The 22,605-nt window shown below is 65.0% G+C and carries 10 protein-coding genes; 7 read left to right on the top strand and 3 right to left on the bottom strand.

Annotation, left to right across the window (positions count from 1 at the left end; all coding sequences use genetic code 11):
- The first annotated feature begins 175 nt into the window (after positions 1-175).
- A complete protein-coding gene (locus tag F6S08_RS22060; RefSeq protein WP_065927223.1) occupies positions 176-928 on the top strand; it encodes a thioesterase II family protein in 753 nt (250 codons plus the stop codon).
- Positions 929-979: 51 nt separating this feature from the next.
- A complete protein-coding gene (locus F6S08_RS22055; protein WP_315872350.1) occupies positions 980-13,876 on the top strand; it encodes a non-ribosomal peptide synthetase in 12,897 nt (4,298 codons plus the stop codon).
- 316 nt (positions 13,877-14,192) lie between these two features.
- Here the strand turns inward: F6S08_RS22055 and dsbG are convergent, their stop codons facing one another.
- Genes dsbG through dsbD form a run of 3 tightly spaced genes read right to left on the bottom strand, consistent with a single transcriptional unit; the run spans position 14,193 to position 17,508 of the window.
- Entirely contained in the window at positions 14,193-14,954 is a 762-nt protein-coding gene (dsbG, locus tag F6S08_RS22050) for a thiol:disulfide interchange protein DsbG (protein WP_315872349.1), read from the bottom strand.
- Complete coding sequence (locus tag F6S08_RS22045) at positions 14,930-15,781, bottom strand: TlpA disulfide reductase family protein (RefSeq protein ID WP_065927226.1); 852 nt, start codon at positions 15,779-15,781, stop codon at positions 14,930-14,932. The genes dsbG and F6S08_RS22045 overlap by 25 nt, the downstream gene beginning before the upstream one ends.
- Entirely contained in the window at positions 15,781-17,508 is a 1,728-nt protein-coding gene (dsbD, locus tag F6S08_RS22040) for a protein-disulfide reductase DsbD (protein ID WP_315872348.1), read from the bottom strand. Before dsbD ends, F6S08_RS22045 begins: the two co-directional genes overlap by 1 nt.
- Positions 17,509-17,684: 176 nt before the next feature.
- Here dsbD and F6S08_RS22035 point away from each other — a divergent pair, with 176 nt between their 5' ends.
- From F6S08_RS22035 to F6S08_RS22015, 5 genes are all read left to right on the top strand, one after another.
- Complete coding sequence (locus tag F6S08_RS22035) at positions 17,685-18,365, top strand: response regulator (protein WP_065927228.1); 681 nt, start codon at positions 17,685-17,687, stop codon at positions 18,363-18,365.
- The gene (locus F6S08_RS22030; protein ID WP_065927229.1) at positions 18,362-19,684 is read left to right on the top strand and encodes an ATP-binding protein; all 1,323 of its coding nucleotides are present in this window, start codon (positions 18,362-18,364) and stop codon (positions 19,682-19,684) included. Before F6S08_RS22035 ends, F6S08_RS22030 begins: the two co-directional genes overlap by 4 nt.
- 123 nt (positions 19,685-19,807) lie before the next feature.
- The gene (locus F6S08_RS22025; protein WP_065927230.1) at positions 19,808-20,575 is read left to right on the top strand and encodes an N-acetylmuramoyl-L-alanine amidase; all 768 of its coding nucleotides are present in this window, start codon (positions 19,808-19,810) and stop codon (positions 20,573-20,575) included.
- A gap of 166 nt (positions 20,576-20,741) precedes the next feature.
- Positions 20,742-22,136 carry an aspartate aminotransferase family protein gene (locus F6S08_RS22020; RefSeq protein WP_315872347.1) on the top strand — a complete coding sequence of 465 codons (1,395 nt, stop codon included), beginning with the start codon at positions 20,742-20,744 and terminating at the stop codon, positions 22,134-22,136.
- Positions 22,137-22,218: 82 nt separating this feature from the next.
- Positions 22,219-22,440 (top strand): MbtH family protein, encoded by a 222-nt coding sequence (locus F6S08_RS22015; RefSeq protein WP_027603905.1) that lies wholly within the window; start codon positions 22,219-22,221, stop codon positions 22,438-22,440.
- Positions 22,441-22,605 lie beyond the last annotated feature (165 nt).

The raw sequence follows: 22,605 nt of genomic DNA, 5'->3' as shown, positions 1-22,605 counted from the left end.
CTTGTTTGGTGTGAACCACGTCTCGCAGGTACCCGGCGACTAATTATTTGCCGGTGCCGTCCGTTCTTCTGGGTGACAGGGTCGCTAGTCAAGCGGCCAAGGATCAGCACCCGCAGGAGGACGACATGGGTTTTTATCGTGCACACAGCGTGTTTCAGTTTGGAGTCGTCGCTGGATGACTACGCCGACTCGACTGCGCCTGTTCTGCCTGCCCTATTCGGGCGCCAGCGCCATGGTTTACGCACGTTGGCGCCGCACGTTGCCGGAGTGGTTGCAGGTGTGTCCGCTGGAACTGCCTGGGCGGGGCATGCGCATGGACGAGCCCCTGCAGCGCGATATCAAGGCCTTGGCGGCGCAGCTCGCGGAGGAAATCAGTCGCGACTTGAGCGGCCCTTACGCGTTGTTCGGCCATAGTCTCGGCGGCCTGCTGGCCTTTGAATTGGCCCACGCGTTAAACGCACGAAATGTCCCTGCGCCGCTGGCGCTGTTCGCCTCCGGCACGGCCGGTCCGGCTCGCCGCGATGTCAGCGAATACGCCATCGAAAAGACCGACGCGCAACTGATCGCCCGCCTGCGCGAACTGCAAGGCACCGCCGAAGAAGCCCTGGCCAATCCCGAGCTGATGCAGTTGATGCTGCCGATCCTGCGTGCCGACTTCCTGCTGTGCGGCAGCTTCACCTACGGCGAGCGCAAGCCGCTGGACCTGCCGATCCATGTGTTCGGCGGCAAGCAGGACAGCGTGCGCGCCGACCAGTTGCTCGACTGGCAGCTCGATGCCGCCAGCGGTTTTTCCCTGGACATGTTCGACGGCCACCACTTCTTCCTTATCCAGCACGAAAGCGCCGTATTGCGCTGCGTGCGGCGCTATGCCGACGAACACCTGGCCCGCTGGCGCATTGGCGCGGCGCGGCAACTGGCCGCCGGCTGATCGCTCTCCCATTCCCGAATTTCCCGTAAGCCGATTTCAGGCAGGAACCCCATGATGGACGCCTTCGAACTTCCCCGCACCCTGGTCGAGTCCCTTCAACGTCGCGCCGCCCAGGCCCCGGACCAGGTCGCCCTGCGCTTCCTCGCCGAGTCGGCCGAGCACAACGTGGTACTCAGTTACCGTGACCTGGACCAACGCGCCCGCACCATCGCCGCCGCCCTCCAGGCCAATGCGGCACAGGGCGACCGTGCGGTGCTGCTGTTCCCCAGTGGCCCGGACTACGTCGCGGCGTTCTTCGGCTGCCTGTACGCCGGGGTGATCGCGGTGCCGGCCTACCCGCCGGAGTCCACCCGCCGTCATCACCAGGAGCGTTTGCTGTCGATTATCGGTGACGCCGAACCGCGCCTGTTGCTGACCATCGCCAGCCTGGCCGATGGCCTCGCGCAGATCGAAAACGCGCCGCCGGTGCTGAGTGTCGACACCCTCGACGCACAGATCGCCAGCGCCTGGAGCGCCCCCGACCTGCACCCCGACGACATCGCCTTCCTGCAATACACCTCCGGCTCCACCGCGTTGCCCAAGGGCGTGCAAGTCAGTCACGGCAACCTGGTGGCCAACGAAGTGCTGATCCGGCGCTGCTTTGGCATCGACCTGAACCCTGACGACGTGATCGTCAGCTGGCTGCCGCTGTACCACGACATGGGCCTGATCGGTGGCCTGCTGCAACCGATTTTCAGCGGCGTGCCGTGCGTATTGATGTCGCCGGCCTATTTCCTCGGCCGGCCGCTGCGCTGGCTCGAAGCGATCAGCGAATACCGCGGCACCATCAGCGGCGGGCCGGATTTCGCCTACCGCCTGTGCAGCGAGCGGGTCAGTGAGTCGGCCCTGGAACGCCTGGACTTGAGCAACTGGCGCGTGGCCTATTCCGGCTCCGAACCGATCCGCCTCGACACCCTCGAGCGCTTCGCCGAGAAGTTCACCGCCTGCGGGTTTACCTCGGATAGTTTCTTCGCCTCCTACGGCCTGGCCGAAGCCACCCTGTTTGTCGCCGGCGGCCGGCGTGGCCATGGCATCCCGGCGCTGCGCGTCGACGAGCAGGCCCTGGCCGCCAACCGCGCCGAGCCGGGGCAGGGCAGTGCGATCATGAGTTGCGGCACCTCCCAGCCGGAACACGCGGTGCTGATCGCCGACCCGCACACACTGAGCGAGCTGGCCGACAACTGCGTCGGCGAACTCTGGGCCAGCGGCCCGAGCATCGCCCACGGCTACTGGCGCAACCCGGAGGCCAGCGCCAAGACCTTCGTGCAGCATGCCGGCCGTACCTGGCTGCGCACCGGTGACCTGGGCTTTATCCGCGAGGGCGAGGTGTACATCACCGGTCGCCTGAAAGACCTGCTGATCGTGCGCGGTCATAACCTGTACCCCCAGGACATCGAACAGACCATCGAGCGTGAAGTGGAAGTGGTGCGCAAGGGTCGGGTCGCGGCGTTTGCGGTGAATGACAACGGCCTGGAAGGCATCGGCATCGCCGCGGAAATCAGCCGCAGCGTGCAGAAGATCCTGCCGCCTGAAGCGCTGATCAAAGCCATCCGCCAAGCCGTGGCCGAGGCCTATCAAGAAGCGCCGTGCGTGGTGGTGCTACTCAACCCCGGCGGCCTGCCCAAGACCTCAAGCGGCAAGGTGCAGCGTGCGGCGTGCGCGCTTCGGCAGGCCGACGGCAGCCTCGACTGCTACGCGCAGTTCCCCGATCTGCGCGCCCAGGCGAGCGCTGTTGTGCTGGAATCCGAACTGCAAAGCCGGATCGCCGCGATCTGGTGCGAGCAGTTGCAGGTTGCCACGGTGGCGGCCGATGACCACTTCTTCCTGCTCGGCGGCAACTCCATCACCGCCACTCAGGTGGTGGCGCGCCTGCGGGAAACCCTCGGCCTGGAGCTGAACCTGCGCCTGCTGTTCGAGGCGCCGACGCTGTCCGGGTTCGCCGCCGGCGTGGCGCACCTGCAACAGGACGGCGGCATTGCCCAAGGTGCGATCCGCCCGTTGTCGCGCCAGGACGAACTGCCCCAATCCCTGGCCCAGAACCGCCTGTGGATCACCTGGCAACTGGACCCGCAAAGCAGCGCCTACACCATCCCCGGCGCCCTGCGCCTGCGTGGCGAGCTGGATGAAGACGCGCTGCGCTCGAGCTTCCAGCACCTGATCCAGCGCCACGAAGCCCTGCGCACCCGCTTCTATGAACGCGATGGCCAGGGCTTCCAGCGTGTGGAGGCCAACAGTGATTTCGACCTGCAGGTTATCGATCTCAGCGCCTTGCCCGTCGCCGAGCGTGAAGCCCGCGCGCAACAGATCCGGGAGGACGAAGCCCGTACCCTGTTCGACCTGGAAAAAGGCCCGCTGCTGTGGGTGACCCTGGTGCGCCTGGACGAAGACGATCACCAGTTGCTGGTGACCCTGCACCACATCATCGCCGATGGCTGGTCGTTGAATATCCTCCTCGACGAGTTCTCGCGCCTGTACGCCGCCGCAAGCCAGGGCCAGGCCCTGGTGTTGCCGCCACTGGCCTTGCAGTACGCCGACTACGGCAGCTGGCAGCGCCAATGGCTGGCCGACGGTGAAGGCCAGCGCCAACTGGCGTACTGGAAAGCGCAGTTGGGCGACGAGCATCCGACCCTGAGCCTGGCCACCGACCACCCGCGTGCGGCCCGGCAACGCCACAGTGCGTCGCGCCATAGTGTGCGCCTGAGTGTCAGCCTCAGCGAGGCGATTCGCCAGACCGCCCAGACCCACGAGTCCACGCCGTTCATGCTGTTGCTGGCGGCGTTCCAGACCTTGCTCTACCGCTACAGCGGCCAGCGCGATATCCGCATCGGCGTGCCCAACGCCAACCGCCCGCGCCAGGAAACCCAAGGCCTGATCGGCTTCTTTATCAACACCCTGGTGCTGCGGGCCGAGCTGGACGGGCGCCGGCCTTTCACTGAGCTGCTGGCCGCCACCCGCCAGACTGCATTGGGCGCCCAGGCCCATCAGGACCTGCCCTTCGAGCAACTGCTGGAAGCCTTCCCGCAAGCCCGCGAACAAGGCCTGTTCCAGGTCATGTTCAACCACCAGCAACGTGACCTCAGCGCCTTGCGCCGCCTGCCGGGCATGCTCGCCGACGAGCTGCCCTGGCACAGCCGCGAAGCCAAGTTCGACCTGCAGCTGCACAGCGAAGAAGACCGCAACGGGCGCCTGAGCCTGTCCTTCGACTACGCCGATGAACTGTTCGACAGCGCGACGATCCAGCGCCTGGCCGAGCACTACATCCACCTGTTGCAAGCGGTCTGTGAGCAACCGCAGCAAGCCCTCGGCGACATCCAGCTGATGCAGCAGGACGAACAGCAAACGTGGTGCCAGGCGCCGTGCGCACCCGCTCAACAATGGCTGCCCGAACTGCTCAACCAGCACACCTCGGACAACACCGCGCTGGTTTGGCAGGACGGCAGCCTGACCTTCGCCCAACTGCACACCCAGGCCAACCGCCTGGCCCATTACCTGCGCGACAAAGGCGTCGGCCCGGACGTGAGCGTAGCCATCGCCGCCGAGCGTTCGCCGCAGTTGCTGGTGGGCCTGCTGGCGATCATCAAGGCCGGTGGTGCCTATGTGCCGCTGGACCCGGATTACCCTGCCGAGCGCCTGGCCTACATGCTCAAGGACAGCGACGTGCACCTGCTGTTGACCCAGACCGCATTGCTGGACCGCGTACCGAGTGCCGAAGGCGTGTGCGTGATTGCCATGGACAGCCTGCACCTCGACAGCTGGCCGACCCAGCCGCCCGGCCTGCACCTCGATGGCGACAACCTCGCCTATGTGATCTACACCTCCGGCTCCACCGGCCAGCCCAAGGGCGTGGGCAATACCCATGCGGCCCTGGCCGAGCGCTTGCAGTGGATGCAGGCCACCTATCAACTCAATGACAGCGACGTGCTGATGCAAAAGGCACCGATCAGTTTCGACGTGTCGGTGTGGGAATGCTTCTGGCCGTTGATCACCGGTTGCCGCCTGGTGCTGGCCGGTCCTGGCGAGCACCGCGATCCGCACCGCATCGCGCAGTTGGTGCAGGCGCACGGCGTAACCACGCTGCACTTTGTGCCGCCGCTGCTGCAGCTGTTTATCGACGAAGCGCTGGTGCCCGAGTGCACCAGCCTGCGTCGCCTGTTCTCCGGTGGCGAAGCCTTGCCCGCCGAGTTGCGCAATCGCGTATTGGCGCAGTTGCCGGCGGTGCAATTGCACAACCGCTATGGCCCGACCGAGACCGCGATCAACGTCACCCACTGGCAGTGCCGCGCCGAGGATGGCGAGCGCTCGCCGATCGGCCGGCCGCTGGGCAATGTGATCTGCCGCGTGCTGGACGAGCAGCTCAACCCGTTGCCGGCCGGTGTGCCGGGTGAGCTGTGTATTGGCGGTATCGGCCTGGCGCGCGGTTACCTTGGGCGTGCCGGTTTGACCGCTGAGCGCTTTGTCGCCGACCCGCTGGGCGAGGCCGGCGCGCGCCTGTATCGCAGCGGTGACCGCGCACGCTGGGGCGCGGATGGCGTGCTTGAATACCTTGGCCGTCTCGACCAACAGGTCAAGCTGCGTGGCTTCCGGGTGGAGCCGGAAGAAATCGAAGCGCGCCTGCTGGCCCTGGACGGTATCGCCCAGGCCGTGGTGCTGGTGCGTGACGCGCAGTTGATCGGTTACTACACCGCCCATGCCGCCCTCGACGAACAGGACGTCAAAGCCGCCCTGGCCGCCGAGCTGCCGGAGTACATGGTGCCCGCGCAACTGATGCGCCTGGACGCGATGCCCCTGAGCCCCAGCGGCAAGCTCGACCGTCGCGCATTGCCGGCGCCGGTGTGGCAAACCCGCGAACACATCGAGCCCGAAACACCGTTGCAGCAGCAGATTGCAGCGATCTGGCGCGAAGTACTCGGCTTGGCAACAATCGGCCTGCGCGATGACTTTTTCGCCCTCGGCGGCCACTCGCTGCTGGCCACGCAAATCATCTCCCGCACCCGCCAGGCCTGCGACGTCGAATTGCCGTTGCGCACCTTGTTCGAGGCCAGCGAGCTGGGGGCTTTTGCCGAGCAAGTCGGCCTGATCCAGGCCAGCGGTCAACGCAACCAGCAAACCGCAATCGCCACCGTCGACCGCAGCCTGCCGGTGCCGTTGTCGTATTCCCAGCAGCGCATGTGGTTCCTCTGGCAGATGGAACCGGACAGCCCGGCCTACAACGTCGGCGGCATGGCGCGCCTGCGTGGCGTGCTGGATGTGGGGCGTTTCGAGGCGGCGTTGCAGGCCTTGATCATGCGCCACGAAACCCTGCGCACTACATTCCCGAGTGTCGACGGCGTGGCCTATCAAAAGGTGTCGGCGCAGACCGGCCTGCGCATGGACTGGCAGGATATGTCGGCGTTGAACGAAGGCGAGCGCGAGCAGCGTTTGCAGCAACTGGCCGACCACGAGGCGCACACCCCGTTCAACCTGGAAACCGGGCCACTGCTGCGTGCGTGCCTGGTCAAGGCCGGTGAGCGGGAGCACTACCTGGTGCTGACCCTGCACCATATCGTCACCGAAGGCTGGGCCATGGACATTTTTGCCCGTGAACTCAGCGCGCTGTACGAAGCCTTTATCGATGAGCGCCTGTCGCCGCTGGCACCGTTGCCGGTGCAGTACCTGGACTACAGCGTGTGGCAACGCCAGTGGCTGGAGTCCGGCGAACGCCAACGCCAATTGGACTACTGGACCGCGCAACTGGGCAACGAACACCCACTGCTCGAATTGCCCGGCGACCGCCCACGGCCACCGGTGCAAAGTCACCGGGGCGAGCTGTACCGCTTCGACCTCAGCGACGATCTGGCCGCCCGTGTGCGTGCCTTCAACGCCGAACGTGGCCTGACCCTGTTCATGACCATGACCGCCACCCTGGCCGTGCTGCTCTACCGCTACAGCGGCCAGACCGACCTGCGTATCGGCGCGCCGGTGGCCAACCGCATTCGCCCTGAAAGCGAAGGGCTGATCGGCGCGTTCCTCAACACCCAGGTACTGCGTTGCCAGCTCACGGGGCAGATGAGTGTTGCCGAGCTGTTCGAGCAGGTCCGTCACACCGTGATCGAAGGCCAGTCCCATCAGGACCTGCCGTTCGACCATCTGGTGGAGGCCCTGCAACCGCCACGCAGCGCGGCGTACAACCCGTTGTTCCAGGTGATGTGCAACGTGCAGCGCTGGGAATTCCAGCAGAGCCGCCAACTGGCCGGCATGACCGTCGAATACCTGGCCAACGATGCTCGCGCGACCAAGTTCGACCTCAACCTGGAAGTCACCGACCTCGACCACCGCCTGGGTTGCTGCCTGACCTACAGCACCGATTTGTTCGATGAACCGCGCATCGCGCGCATGGCCGAGCATTGGCGCAACCTGCTCGAAGCGTTGATCGCCAACCCGCAACAACGCCTCAGCGAACTGCCGTTGCTGAGCGTCACCGAGCAACGCGCGTTGCAGGACAGCCTGGGAGTGGAGGCGGGCGAGCATCGTCTCGACCAGTGCCTCCAGCAACTGTTCAGCCAGCAGGCGCTCAAGCGTGGCGATGCCCCGGCGCTGACCTTTGCCGGTGTGACCCTCACCTACGCTGAACTCGACGCCCGCGCCAACCGCCTGGCCTGGATGCTGCGCGAGCGCGGCGTGGGCCCGCAGGTGCGGGTCGGCCTGGCGCTGCCGCGCTCGCTGGAAATGGTCATCGGCCTGCTGGCGATCCTCAAGGCCGGTGGCGCCTATGTGCCGCTGGACCCGGAATACCCGCTGGACCGCCTGCACTACATGATCGAAGACAGCGGCATCGGTCTGTTGCTCAGCGATGCGGCGATGTTCGACGCCCTTGGCGAATTGCCGGCGAGCGTGGCCTGCTGGTGCCTGGAAGATGACTTGCCGGTGCTGGCCAATTACCCGGCCGGCGAGCTGCCGTTTATCAGTTTGCCGCAACATCAGGCCTACCTGATCTACACCTCCGGTTCCACCGGTAAACCCAAGGGTGTGGTGGTGTCCCACGGTGAAATCGCCATGCATTGCCAGTCCGTGATCGAGCGCTTCGGCATGCGCCCGGACGATTGCGAGCTGCATTTCTATTCGATCAACTTCGACGCCGCCACCGAGCGTCTGTTGGTGCCGCTGCTCAGCGGTGCGCAAGTGGTCCTGCGCGCCCAGGGCCAATGGGATGCCGAGGAAATCTGCGGGCTGATCCGTACCCATGGCATCACCATCCTTGGTTTTACCCCGAGCTACGGCAGCCAGTTGGCGCAGTGGCTGGCGACCCAGCACCAGACCTTGCCGGTACGCATGTGCATCACCGGCGGCGAAGCGCTGACCGGCGAACACTTGCAGCGTATCCGCGCGGCGTTCCAGCCCGAGGTGTTTTTCAACGCCTACGGCCCGACCGAAACCGTGGTCATGCCCCTGGCCAGCCTGGCGCCGCAGCAGTTGGAAGAGGGCGCCGCCAGCGTGCCGATCGGCAGCATCATCGGCGATCGCGTGGCCTATATTCTCGACGCCGACCTGGCCTTGGTGCCGCAAGGCGCGACCGGCGAGTTGTATGTGGGCGGCGCCGGTCTGGCCCAGGGTTACCACGAACGTCCGGGGATGACGGCCGAACGGTTTGTCGCCGACCCGTTTGCCCGCCAGGGCGGTCGCCTGTATCGCACCGGCGACCTGGTGCGCCAGCGCGCCGATGGCCTGGTGGAGTACCTGGGGCGTATCGATCACCAGGTGAAGATTCGCGGTTTCCGTATCGAACTGGGCGAGATCGAAACCCGCCTGCTGGAGCACGCAGCCGTGCGCGAAGCGGTGGTGCTGGCGCTGGATTCGCCGAGTGGCAAGCAACTGGTGGCGTACCTGGTCAGCGACGCCGACCACGGCACCTTGCGTGAGGCGCTCAAGGCCCATCTCAAGGCGCAACTGCCGGACTACATGGTGCCCGCGCACCTGATCGTACTCGACAGCATGCCGCTGACCGCCAACGGCAAGCTCGACCGCCGCGCCCTGCCGCAACCCGATCCCGAGGCCAATCGGCAACAGTACGTGGCGCCGCGCAACGAGCTGGAAAGCACCTTGGCAGCGATCTGGTGCGCGGTGTTGAACGTGCAGCAAGTCGGCCTCGACGATAACTTCTTTGAACTGGGCGGCGATTCGATCCTGTCGATCCAGGTGGTCAGCCGCGCGCGGCAGGCGGGGATTCATTTCAGCCCTCGCGACCTGTTCCAGCACCAGACCGTGCAAACCCTGGCCGGGGTGGCCACGCGCTCCGAGCAGGTCAGCGCCGAGCAAGGCGTGCTCACCGGCGCTTCGGGCCTTACACCGATCCAGCACTGGTTCTTTGACACCGATATTCCCGCGCGCCAGCACTGGAACCAGGCGCTGGTGCTCAAGCCGCTGCAACTGCTCGAGCCTCATCGCCTGGAGCAAGCGCTGCTGGCGGTACTCGAACACCACGACGCCCTGCGCCTGAGCTTTACCCGGCGCGATGCGCAATGGCATGCCGAACACCTGGCCGTGCCGAAAGGCGGCGTGCTGATGCAGGCGCAAGTGCGCGACATGCAACAGTGCACCGCGCTGTTCACCGACACCCAGCGCAGCCTCGACCTGCAACACGGCCCGCTGGTGCGCGCCTTGCTGGTGGATGGCCCCCAAGGCCAGCAACGCTTGCTGATCGCGATCCATCACCTGGTGGTGGACGGTGTGTCGTGGCGCGTGTTGCTCGAAGACCTGCAAAACGTTTACCGCCAGCTCAGCGACGGCCAGTCCGTCAGCCTGCCGGCCAAGACCAGCGCCCTGCGCGATTGGGCCGCGCGCTTGCAGGCGTATGCCGGCAGCGAATCCCTGCGTGAAGAACTGAGCCTGTGGCAGGACCGGTTGGCCGGCTCTGACGCGGCATTGCCCGTGGCCCGCCCGCACGGTTCGCTGCGCAACCGTGATGCCGATACCGTCAGCGTGCGCCTGGATGCCGAACACACCCGCCAGTTGCTGCAACAGGCGCCGAGCGCCTACCGCACCCAGGTCAACGACCTGCTGCTGACCGCCCTGGCCCGTGTGCTGTGCCGCTGGAGCGGGCACGGGTCGGCGCTGATCCAGCTCGAAGGCCATGGCCGCGAAAGCCTGTTCGACGACATCGACCTGACCCGCAGCGTCGGCTGGTTCACCAGCGCTTACCCGCTGCGCCTGACCCCGCAAACCGGGCAGGGCGATTCGATCAAGGCGATCAAGGAACAGCTGCGTGCGGTGCCCCATAAAGGTTTGGGCTATGGCGTGCTGCGTTACCTCGCCGATGACCTGTGCAAACAGAGCATGGCCGCCTTGCCGAGTGCGCAGATCACCTTTAACTACCTTGGCCAGTTCGACCAAAGCTTCGGCGCCGATGCACTGTTCCACCCACTGGACGAATCGGCGGGCCTGGCCCATGACCCGGATGCGCCGCTGCCCAACGAACTGAGTGTGGACAGCCAGGTGTACGGCGGCGAACTGGTGCTGCGCTGGACCTTCAGCCGCGAACGCCACGACCCACAGGCCATCCAGGACCTGGCGCAGGCCTACCTGGCCGAACTGCATGCGTTGGTCGCCCATTGCCTGGAGGACAACGCCGGCGGCCTCACGCCGTCCGACTTCCCCCTGGCGCACTTGAGCCAGTCGCAACTCGACAGCTTGCCGGTACCGGCCAGCGCCATCGAAGACGTGTACCCGCTGACCCCGATGCAAGAGGGCCTGCTGCTGCACACCCTGCTGGAACCGGGCACCGGCCTCTACTACATGCAGGACCGCTACCGCATCAACAGCGCTCTGGACCCCGAGCGTTTCGCCCAGGCCTGGCAAGCGGTGATCGCTCGCCACGAAGCCTTGCGCGCCTCGTTCTGCTGGAACGTCGGCGAAGACATGCTGCAAGTGATCCACAAGCCGGGCAGCACGCCGATCGAGTACCTGGATTGGAGTGCCGACCAGGAAAGTGAACAGGAACCGCGCCTGCAAGCGCTGCTCAAGGCCGAACGCGAAGCCGGTTTCGATCTGCTCAACCAGGCGCCGTTCCACCTGCGCCTGATCCGCGTCGGTGAAGCGCGCTACTGGTTCATGATGAGCAACCACCACATCCTGATCGATGCCTGGTGCCGCTCGCTGCTGATGAATGACTTCTTCGATATCTACATGGCCCTTGGCGAAGGCCGTGAGGCGCAGCTGGCCACGCCGCCGCGCTACCGCGACTACATCGCCTGGCTGCAACGCCAGAACCTGGCCGAAGCACGCCAGTGGTGGCAGCAGAACCTGCAAGGGTTCGAGCGCACCACGCCGATCCCCAGCGACCGGCCGTTCCTGCGCGAACATGCCGGCCACAGTGGCGGCATGGTGGTGGGTGACTGCTACACCCGCCTCGACGCCCGTGACGGTGCGCAACTTCGCGAACTGGCCCAGGCCCATCAACTCACCGTCAACACCTTTGCCCAGGCGGCCTGGGCCTTGGTGCTGCGACGCTTGAGTGGCGAGCGTGACGTGCTGTTCGGCGTCACCGTGGCCGGGCGCCCGGTGGAAATGCCCGAGATGCAACGCACCGTCGGCCTGTTTATCAACAGCATCGCGCTGCGGGTGAAGCTGCCCGAAGACGACCAGCGTTGCAGCGTACGCCAGTGGTTGAACGCGTTGCTCGACAGCAATATGCAACTGCGCGAGTACGAATACCTGCCGCTGGTGACGATCCAGGAACACAGCGAACTGCCCAAGGGCCAGCCGCTGTTCGACAGCCTGTTCGTGTTCGAAAACGCCCCGGTGGAAGTCTCGGTGCTGGACCGCGCCCACAGCCTGAATGCCACCTCGGACTCCGGCCGCACCCACACCAATTTCCCGCTGACCGCCGTGTGCTACCCGGGGGATGACCTCGGCCTGCACCTGTCCTACGACCAGCGTTACTTCGATGAAACCACCGTGCAGGGCATGCTCGGTGAATTCAAGCGCCTGCTGCTGGTGCTGGTGCAGGGCTTCCATGGTGACATGGCCGACCTGCCACTGATGGGCGAACAGGAACGCGCGTTCCTGTTGGACGGCTGCAACCAGAGCGAACACGCCTACCCGCTGGAACGCAGCTATATCGAGTTGTTCGAAGCCCAGGTGAGCGCGCATCCGCAGCGCATCGCCGCCCGTTGCCTGGACCGGCAATGGACCTATGACGAGCTGAACCGGCGCAGTAACGGCCTGGGTCATGCATTGATTGCGGCGGGCGTCGGCCTGGACCAACCGGTGGCGTTGCTGGCCGAGCGTAACCTCGACCTGCTGGGCATGATCATCGGCAGCTTCAAGGCCGGTGCCGGTTACCTGCCGTTGGACCCGGGCCTGCCACGCCCGCGCCTGAGCCGCATCATCGACCTGAGTCGCACACCGTTGCTGGTCTGCACCGAGGCGTGCCGCGAGCAGGCCATCGAACTGCTGGACGGCGTCGACTGCCAGTTGCTGGTGTGGGAGGACGTGCCTGCCCGTGGGGAAAATCCGGGCATCTACAGCGGCCCGGACAACCTTGCCTACGTGATCTACACCTCGGGCTCCACCGGCTTGCCCAAAGGCGTAATGGTCGAACAGCGCGGCATGCTCAATAACCAATTGAGCAAGGTGCCGTATATGGACCTGACGCCAGCGGATGTGATCGCCCAGACCGCCTCGCAAAGCTTCGATATTTCCGTGTGGCAATTCCTCGCCGCGCCGCTGTTCGGCGCACGGGTGGATATCGTGCCGAACAGCATCGCCCACGTTCCGCAGGGCTTGCTGGCCCATGTGCAGGCACACGGCATCACCGTGCTGGAAAGCGTGCCGTCGCTGATCCAGGGCATGCTTGCCCAGGATCGCATCAACCTGGACGGTTTGCGCTGGATGCTGCCGACCGGTGAAGCGATGCCGCCGGAGCTGGCGCACCAGTGGTTGTTGCGTTACCCGGAGATCGGCCTGGTCAACGCCTACGGCCCGGCGGAATGTTCGGACGATGTGGCGTTCTTCCGCGTCGACCTGGCGTCTACCCGTGGCACTTACCTGCCGATTGGTACGCCGACGGACAATAACCGTTTGTACGTGGTGGATGGCGCGCTGGAATTGGTGCCCCAGGGGGCGGTCGGTGAGTTGTGCGTGGCCGGCACCGGGGTGGGCCGTGGGTATGTCAGCGATCCGCTGCGCACTGCCCAGGTGTTTGTGCCGAACCCGTTCGGCGCACCGGGAGAGCGCCTGTACCGCACCGGCGACCTGGCACGGCGGCGCAGCGATGGCGTGCTGGAGTACGTCGGGCGTATCGACCATCAGGTGAAGATTCGCGGCTACCGCATCGAGCTGGGTGAAATCGAAGCGCGCCTGCACGAACATCCGCAAGTGCGCGACGCGGCAGTGGGCGTGCAGGAAGGCGTCAACGGCAAGCATCTGGTGGGTTACCTGGTGGCCGCCGATGAGAGGCTGAATCCGGGCGAACGCCTGGACCGCATCAAGCAACGCCTGCGCGCCGAACTGCCGGAGTACATGGTGCCGCTGCACTGGCTATGGCTCGAGCGCCTGCCGCTCAACGCCAACGGCAAACTCGATCGCAAGGCCCTGCCGGAACTGGAGATCGGCCAGTTGCACAGCCAGGACTACCTGGCACCACGCAACGAACTGGAAAACACCTTGGCCGCGATCTGGGCCGAGGTGCTGAAAGTCGACAGGGTCGGCGTGCAGGACAACTTCTTCGAACTGGGCGGTCACTCGTTGCTGGCCACGCAGATTGCTTCGCGCGTGCAGAAGACCCTGCAGCGGGATGTGCCGCTGCGGGCGATGTTCGAATGCAGCACGGTGGCGGAGTTGGCCGCGTACATCGAGGGGCTGGCGGCCAATGAAATCAGTGCGGAGAAGGTGGATCGGTTGAGTGATTTGATGGCGGAGCTGGAAGGGCTCTGATCTTCGCTGTCTGTCAGGACGCCATCGGGGCTTGCCCCCGATGGCCATAGGTATCTACACAACTCTTAAAGGCTGACACATAACTCTGTGGTGAGCGGGCTTGCCCCGCGCTGGGTTGCGAAGCAGCCCCAAAACCTTCACCTCGATTGATTCTGGCACTCTGCGGTGACCTTATTGGGGCGGCTTCGCAGCCCAGCGCGGGCGGTGCGACGATTCGACAAGCCCGCTCACTACAGAAGCCTAATTGCCATAAATTCCGTATTCACTGAAAGTTGTGTAGATACCCATGCCCCGATGGCGTCAGACCAGGCGCCGCTTACTTCGGCCCCATAATCTTCGCCAACTTCTCCGGCGACGGCGCCCCTTGCTGTTGCTGCAAGCCGCCCTTGTCATCCAGGTAGAAAATCGCCGGCGTCGCCGACAGTTCCAGCTCATCCATCAACTTCATATTGGCATCGAGCTTGGCTTCGATGTCCGCCGGGATCTTGGCCAGCGCCTGCAATTTGCTGCCCTTGCCGGCGGCTTCATGTTCTTCCAGGGCCTTTTGCGGGTCCTTGGCGGCGAACAGGGCGGCCGACTTGGCGGCGCTGTCTTCGCGGATGATGCCGACCATGATGTGGCGCAACTGCACCTTGCCGGCTTTTACCCATGGCCGCGCCTGTTCCCAGAACATGTTGCAGTACGGGCAGTTGGGGTCGCTGAACAGGTAGACGACGCGCGGGGCGTTTTTGTCGCCGTCCTGGATCCAGCTGCTTTTTTCCATTTTGGCCCAGACTTCCTTGGCCATCGGCGCGTACACCAGTTTTTCCAGGGGCGCGCTGCTCAGGTCATTGCCCTGGGTGTCGTACAGGTTGCCGGCGATCACGCTCTTGCCGTCGGCGGTCAGGTACAGCGCCATGCCGCGGTTCTGGTATTGCGCGGCGTAGCCGGTGAGGCCGCTGGGGGCGTCGAACTTGCCGAGGATTTTGGCGCCTTTGGCTTCGATCTGTTTGATCGGTGCCGGCCAGTCTTCGGCCTGGGCCAGGGTAGCCGCCAGTGTCAGCGGCAGCAGGGTCAGCAGGTGGCGGAGGCGAGGCATGTCGGTTTCCTTGTGGCGGCAGGGGCGGTGTCGAAGGGTTCCATGGCACGGGCCAGGCTGGCCTGGGACAACTCGCCCAGGTGGCTGTTGATCAGGCGCCCGTCGGCTTGGTAGAACAGCGTGGTGGGCAGGGCCATGGAGCCCACGGCCTGGCCGAGGCGGCCGCTGGCGTCGAACAACACGTTGTCGAGGGTCAGGCCCTGGGTGGCGAGGAAGGTGCTGACGCTTTGCATGCTTTCGGCCTGGTTGACGAACAGGAAGGTCACGTCGGGGCGCATGCGCTGGGCGTTTTCCAGCACCGGCATTTCGCGGCGGCACGGCGGGCACCAGGTGGCCCACAGGTTGATCACCAGCGGACCGCCCTGGTAATCCGCCAGTTGCACCACTTCGCCATTGGCGTTGCGCAAGGTGATGTCCGGCAGGCGTGTGCCTTTTTCATACACGCTCAAGGACAGGCTGGTCATGCCCCAGAACACCAGCCCGGTGATGACCCCGGCGCTCAGGGGCTTGCGCAGCGCCGGGCGACGCCAGCCATAGAGCAGTGCACCGAGGATCAGGGCGACGATACCGGGCCAGGCGAGAAAACCGCCGTCGCGCAGGTCGACCATCTGCAGCCAGTCATTGCTGTAGTAACTCCAGTACATCAGCACGAAGCTGACGCGGGCCGCCAGCATGCCCAGCAGGAACAGGCTGAACAGCACCGATTCCGGATTTTCACCGCCACGCTTGGCCACGCGCCAACCCACCAGGGTGGCGAGAATCAACGCGCTGATCAGCAGGATGTGATTCAGGGCGATGGCGAAGGTGCCGATGGTCAGGGTCAGCATCAGAGGGCGTCCCGGGCTTGAGTCCAGCGTTGCAGGAAAGCGGCGGCATCCACTTCGCCGGTGATGCGCTGGGCGCGGCATTCCTCACCGTCAGGGCCGATCCACACGAAGCTGGGCGGCCCCGGCACCTGGTAGCGGCCCAGCAGTGCGCGGCTGGCGGCATTGTCGGCGGTGACGTCGAGGCGTAGCAGGCGTACATCCTTCAGCGCGTCGAGCACTTCGGGTTTGCCGAACACCTGTTTTTCCATGATCTTGCACGACACGCACCAGTCGGCGTAGTAGTCCAGCAGCACCCATTGGCCCTGGGCCTTGGCGCTGTCGAGCTGGCCTTGCAGCACGCCCGGGTCATTGATGGTCATGAAGGCTTCGTGGGCGGTGGGTGCGGCAGTGGTCCGCGAGCCGCTGTAGACCTTCAACGGTTGCCACAGGTCGTCGCTGCCACCCGCCGCACCCACCAGCAGCAGGCCGCCCCACACCCCCACGACCACGGAACCGGCGCCGAACAGCATGGCGACCCGCCCGAAATCCTGGGCCAGGCGCCAGCCGCAATAGGCCATGGACATGGCCAGCACGCCCCACAGGCCGAGCCACAGGCTTTCGTCGATCACCGGGCGAATCATCAGCACGGCGGTGGCCAGGAACAGGAAGCCGAAGATGCCCTTGAGCACATTCATCCAGGTGCCCGGCTTGGGCAGGAAACGGTTGCCCACGGTCACCAGCAACAGCAGCGGCACGCCAATGCCGATGCCCATGGCGAACAGGATCAGGCCGCCGTGCAGGGCATTGCCGCTCTGGGCGATGTACAGCAATGCACCGGCCAGGGGCGCGGTCATGCACGGCCCCACCAGCAGGCCGGACAGCGCGCCGAGCACCCCGGCGCCGACCAGGCTGCCGCCGCTCTGGTTGCGGCTGACGTTATCCAGGCGATCGCGCAAGGCCACGGGCAGTTGCAGTTCGAAGAAGCCGAACATCGGCAGGGCGAGGATCACGAACAAGGCGGCGAAGCTGCCGAGGATCCACGGGGTTTGCAACAGCGCCGCGAGGTTGGCGCCGAGCAGGGCGGCGAGTACACCGAGCGCCGCATACACCAGCGCCATGCACACCACGTAGCTGCCGGCCAGGGCAAAGCCGCGACGCGGGCTGGCGCCACTGCCCACCACCAGGCCGGCGAGGATCGGCAGCATCGGCAACGAACACGGGGCAAACGCCAGCAGCAGGCCCAGGCCGAAGAACACCAGCAGGCTCCAGCCCAGGCTGCGTTGTTGCAGGCCGCTGGCCAGGCTCTGGTCCTGGGCTTCGGCGGTGGCCGCAACGGCGGGGTTGCCGCCCAGGTCTACGCTGATCGACTGCGGCGGATAGCACAGCCCCGCATCGGCGCAGCCCTGCCAGCCGAGCTTGACCTGGCCGGTGACACCGGCGGGAATCTTCACTTCCAGGCCCTGGCGATACACTTCCTGCTCGCCAAAGAACTCGTCGCTATGGGCTTCGCCTTGCGGCAGCACGGGCTTTTCGGCCAGGCCATCGAACTTCATGCGCTGCTTGTACAGGTAATAACCGTCGGCAATCTGCCAATACAGCTGGGTCTCGCCACTTTCAAGACGTTCGGAGGTAAAGGTGAAGGCCTTGCCCACCGGGAGGAAATCGGCTTTGGTCTCAAACGGATTGCCCGGCGCGGCCTGGGCGAACCCCGCGAATAACACCAGCAGAAAGGTAAACAGATGCCGCATGGTCAAGCCTTAGTTCGATGCAAGTGAGGCACACAATGTGTGGCGTTGATTAACCGATGATTAACCGGGCGCTATTCTAAAGTGTAGGGATTATCTGAGCTTGCATCTTTTCACGGCATAATCTGCGCTTAATCCGCTGCACTTTTAATCCCCCCATCTTTCATGAAGGGTTCAGCATGCACGTACTGGTCTGTGAAGACGACGAACTGATCGCCAGCGGCATCGTGGCCGGCCTCGGTGCCCAGGGCTTTACAGTCGAGCGCGTGGCCACGGCTGCCGCTGCGCGCGCGATGCTCAAGGCGGCGACCTTCGACATCATGGTGCTCGACCTCGGCCTGCCCGACGAAGACGGCCTCAAGCTGCTGCAACAGCTGCGCAGCCAGGGCCTGGAGATTCCGGTGCTGATCCTTACCGCGCGGGACTCGGTGACCAACCGCGTCGACGGCCTGCAAGCCGGTGCCGATGACTACCTGCTCAAACCCTTCGACCTGCGCGAATTGGCCGCACGCCTGCAAACCCTGCTGCGCCGGATGGCGGGGCGCAGCGTCAACCTGATCGAGCACGGCCGGCTGACCTACGACCCGAGCAGTCGCGAAACCCTGTTGGGCGGCCAGCCGGTGGACCTGTCCCGACGTGAACAGGCGCTGTTGCAGGCGCTGTTGCACAACAAGGGCCGGGTGCTGTCCAGCGAGCAACTCAAGGACAGCGTCTACGGCTTCAACGATGAACTGGAAAGCAACGCCCTCAACGTGCATATCCATCACCTGCGGCGCAAGTTGGGCAATGGCATCGTCGAGACCGTACGCGGCCTGGGTTATCGCCTCGGCCCGGCAGATGATGGAGAGAACGCTTCGTGAAAAGCCTGCGCCTGCGCCTGACGTTCAAGCTCGGCGCCGCGTTTGTGCTGATCTGGGCCCTGGCGGCGGCCTGGATGCTTAACGACCTGCGCAACCAGATGATGTTTTCCCTCGACCAGCGCCTGGTGGCGTCGGCGCGCATGGTGGCGGGCCTGACCGAGCAGATGCCGGGCCTGGCCAGTGTCAGCGGCGGCGCGCATTTCAGTGCCGAGCAACTGAATGTGCCGGGGGGCATGGCCTGCCAGGTCAGCTCCTTGCGCGGGGAAATCCTCGCCCGCAGCCATACCACGCCGGATGAGGGCCTGGAGTCGCGCAAGAGCGGCTTTCGTGACCAAGTCATCGATGGCGTGGGCTGGCGCAGTTTTACCCTGTCCCGTGGCGACCTGTTGATCACCACCGCCGACCGCCAGGTGGAGCGCGAGGCGCTGAACCTGTCGATCCTGCTCGCCGCCTCGGTGCCGGTGGGCGTGGCGATGCTCGGTTGCCTGTGCCTGTTGTGGCTGGGCATCGGCCAGAGCCTGCTGCCGCTCAACCGCATGCGTGACGCGCTGATGCGCCGCAGTGCCGATTCCCTCGAACCGTTGCAGATCCACCCATTGCCCAGCGAACTCAAGCCGCTGCTCGACACCCAGAACCAACTGCTGCAACGCATCGCCAAGACCATCGAGCGCGAACGCCGCCTCACCGGCGACGCCGCCCACGAGCTGCGCAGCCCGCTGACGGCGATCAAGACCCACCTGCAAGTGGCGCGCATGACCGAGGGCGCGGCCCGCGACCAATCCCTGGCCCACGCCGAGGAGGGCGCCGACCGCTTGCATCGCACCCTGGAGCAATTGCTGCTGTTGGCGCGGGTGGAAGGCAGCCTGTCATTCGACGATGGCTTGCAGTCCAGCGCCGAGGAAGTCGCGCGGCTGGCGATCCAGGACGCGAATGCCGGCGATAATGGGCGTATCGACCTGAACCTGGCGGACAACCTCAGCGAAACCCCGGTGGACATGCCGGTGGGCCTGGCGGTCGCGGCCCTGCGCAACCTGCTGGACAACGCCCTGCGCCATACACCCGCAGACACACGGGTGGAGCTCAGTGTGTTCACCGCCGCCGATCACGTGATCTTCCGCGTGCGCGACCACGGCAAGCAGATCTCCCCCGAAGACCTGCAATACCTCACCCAACGCTTCTGGCGCAATGGCAACAGCGAGGGCTGTGGCCTGGGCCTGGCGATCGTGCAGGCGATCGTGCAGCGCTGTTCCTGCTCGTTGACGTTCGATAGCCAGGTGGATGGCCTGCGCGTTGACCTGGGCATGCCGTTGCGACGCTGACCGCGTTTTTTCACAAGCCAAATAGTTACCGCCCGCTTGAAGTGCAAGCCTTCAGGATGGCGGTAATTTTTTTGCGCTTGAACGGGCCGAAAGACTCGGCCTGTATTGAAAAGGACGGTTCTTATGTTGGTCATCGATACCAGTTTCCCCGCCAGGGATTTCAACGAACGTCACGGCGAACCCGTGCGGCAGGTGATCCTGCATTACACCGCGGCGCCGTTCGCCTCCTCCTTGCGCACCCTGACCCGGAACGGGGTCAGCGCGCATTACCTGCTGCCAGATCCCCATGAGCCCGGCTACCGCGCCGCCGGGTATGACGAGTTGCGCGTGTTCCGCCTGGTGCACGAAAACCAGCGCGCCTGGCATGCCGGGGCGAGTCACTGGGCGGGGCGCGATAACCTCAACAGTCGGGCGATCGGCATCGAGATTGTCAATCTGGCCCGGGATGACGGGGGCGTATTCACCTTTCCAGCGTACGGCCAGGAGCAGGTGGCGGTGTTGATTGCATTGCTTCGCGACATCCTTGGGCGTTACCCGCAGATCGGGCCGGCCGACATTCTCGGGCACTCGGACGTGGCGTACTGGCGCAAGAGCGATCCGGGACCGCGCCTGCCGTGGCGCGGTTTGTTCGAGGCGGGAGTCGGGGCGTGGTTCGACGAGTCGACGCGGGCCATGTACCAGCGCCGGTTTTGTGTCGGGCTGCCGCCTGAAGTGGAGGTGGAGCGGGCATTTCAGCGCTATGGCTATAAGCCGGCGCAGAATCGCCAGGCGTTCGAGCAGCGCACCCGGGCGTTTCAGATGCACTTTCGGGCGCGGGATTATTGTGGTGTGTTGGATGCCGAGACCTGCGCGATCCTGTATGCCCTGAATGAAAAGTACCGCGGACTGTAAAGCCCGGCATATTTGGATCTTCATGCATCAGTTACCGACAACAGCCCCTAAATCCGATTGAAGCTGGTGCGTTTCCAGAACAGGAAATCCGTGCGCATGCCCTTGGGCCAGACGCCAACGGATCGGCAGTTTGGTCACCATCATCCGCGTATTGAGGGATCGAGAGATGTCAGTCGCTACCAGCCGTATCGAAGATACCCAGGTGCATGAAACGCTTTATCAGTTCGACGAAAGCCCGCTGCTGGCCCGCCAGCGCCAGCAGGAATCCAACGCCCGCAGTTACCCACGGCGCATTCCCCTGGCGCTCAAGCGCGCCAAGGGGATCTATGTGGAAGACGTGGAGGGCCGCAGTTTCATCGATTGCCTGGCCGGCGCCGGCACCCTGGCGTTGGGGCACAACCACCCGGTGGTGATCCAGGCCATCCAGCAAGTGCTGAGCGACGAACTGCCGTTGCACACCCTGGACCTGACCACTCCGGTCAAGGACCAGTTTGTGCAGGACCTGTTCGGCCTGCTGCCGGCGGAGCTGGCGCGGGAAGCCAAGATCCAGTTCTGCGGCCCCACCGGTACCGATGCCGTGGAAGCAGCATTGAAATTGGTGCGTACTGCCACGGGGCGCAGCACGGTGCTGTCGTTCCAGGGCGGTTATCACGGCATGAGCCAGGGCGCGTTGAGCCTGATGGGCAGCCTGGGGCCGAAAAAACCCTTGGGTGCCTTGCTCGGCAATGGCGTGCAGTTTTTGCCATTCCCTTACGACTACCGTTGCCCGTTCGGTCTCGGCGGCGCAGAAGGCGTGCGGATCAACCTGCATTACCTGGAAAACCTGCTCAACGACCCGGAAGCCGGGGTGTTGCTGCCGGCGGCGGTGATTGTCGAGGTGGTGCAGGGCGAGGGCGGGGTGATCCCGGCCGATCTCGACTGGCTGCGCGGCCTGCGGCGCATCACCGCGCAGGCCGGCGTGGCGTTGATCGTCGATGAGATCCAGAGCGGTTTCGGCCGTACCGGCAAGATGTTTGCCTTCGAACACGCCGGCATCATTCCGGATGTGGTGGTGATGTCCAAGGCCATCGGCGGAAGCCTGCCGTTGGCGGTGGTGGTGTATCGCGACTGGCTCGACACCTGGCTGCCGGGCGCCCATGCCGGGACATTCCGTGGCAATCAGATGGCCATGGCGGCCGGTTCGGCGGTGATGCGCTACCTCAAGGAGCACGACCTGGCCGGCCATGCGACCGTCATGGGCGAGCGCCTGGGCGAACACCTGCGCATCCTGCAGCGTGACTACCCGCACCTGGGGGATATTCGCGGGCGCGGGCTGATGCTCGGTGTGGAACTGGTGGACCCGGACGGCGCCCTGGATATCCAGGGCCACCCGCCGGTGCATCGCCAACTGGCACCGCTGGTACAGCGTGAATGCCTCAAGCGCGGCCTGATCCTCGAGCTGGGCGGCCGGCATGGCAGCGTGGTGCGCTTCCTGCCGCCACTGGTGATCACCGCCGCCGAGATCGACCGCGTGGCCGAGATCTTCGGGCGCGCCCTGGCGGCAGCCGTCGCCAGCCTCTAATTTTTTGGCGTGTTGGTACGTTTCTACAGATATCAGCGCTGCGCATGGTGCGCAGCCAGCCTTTGAGCGATGGAGAACAGCAATGACCTCAGTATTTGACCGCGACGACATCCTGTTTCAGGTAGTGGTCAACCATGAAGAACAGTATTCCATCTGGCCCGACTACAAGGCCGTGCCGGAAGGCTGGCGCACCGTGGGCAAGAGCGGCCTGAAGAAAGAGTGCCTGGCCTACATCGAAGAAACCTGGACCGATATGCGTCCGTTGAGCCTGCGCCAGAAGATGGACGGCGCAACGCTGGCCTGACGCAAAACCTGCAGTAGGCCGGCCTGTCGTGGTGGGCGGGCTTTTTGTGGCAAGCGGGCTTGTTGTGGTGAGCGGGCTTGCCCCGCGCTGGGCTGCGCAGCAGCCCCAAAACCAGCCGCTGAGTTATGTCTGATACACCGAGTGCTTCTTGAGTGGGGCTGCTTC

The organism is Pseudomonas sp. JV449 (assembly GCF_032424295.1).
In the GTDB taxonomy this organism is placed as follows: domain Bacteria; phylum Pseudomonadota; class Gammaproteobacteria; order Pseudomonadales; family Pseudomonadaceae; genus Aquipseudomonas; species Aquipseudomonas marginalis.
Note: the sequence above shows the minus strand (reverse complement) of the source record. Positions and strands in the feature narration are given on the sequence as shown.

What these genes read in the sequence shown, in the direction of transcription:
- dsbG (WP_315872349.1), bottom strand. Translation starts at nt 14,954, where the DNA reads ATGCCTCGCCTCCGCCACCTGCTGACCCTGCTGCCGCTGACACTGGCG.
- F6S08_RS22015 (WP_027603905.1), top strand. Translation starts at nt 22,219, where the DNA reads ATGACCTCAGTATTTGACCGCGACGACATCCTGTTTCAGGTAGTGGTC.
- F6S08_RS22060 (WP_065927223.1), top strand. Translation starts at nt 176, where the DNA reads ATGACTACGCCGACTCGACTGCGCCTGTTCTGCCTGCCCTATTCGGGC.
- F6S08_RS22055 (WP_315872350.1), top strand. Translation starts at nt 980, where the DNA reads ATGATGGACGCCTTCGAACTTCCCCGCACCCTGGTCGAGTCCCTTCAA.
- dsbD (WP_315872348.1), bottom strand. Translation starts at nt 17,508, where the DNA reads ATGCGGCATCTGTTTACCTTTCTGCTGGTGTTATTCGCGGGGTTCGCC.
- F6S08_RS22020 (WP_315872347.1), top strand. Translation starts at nt 20,742, where the DNA reads ATGTCAGTCGCTACCAGCCGTATCGAAGATACCCAGGTGCATGAAACG.
- F6S08_RS22045 (WP_065927226.1), bottom strand. Translation starts at nt 15,781, where the DNA reads ATGCTGACCCTGACCATCGGCACCTTCGCCATCGCCCTGAATCACATC.
- F6S08_RS22025 (WP_065927230.1), top strand. Translation starts at nt 19,808, where the DNA reads ATGTTGGTCATCGATACCAGTTTCCCCGCCAGGGATTTCAACGAACGT.
- F6S08_RS22035 (WP_065927228.1), top strand. Translation starts at nt 17,685, where the DNA reads ATGCACGTACTGGTCTGTGAAGACGACGAACTGATCGCCAGCGGCATC.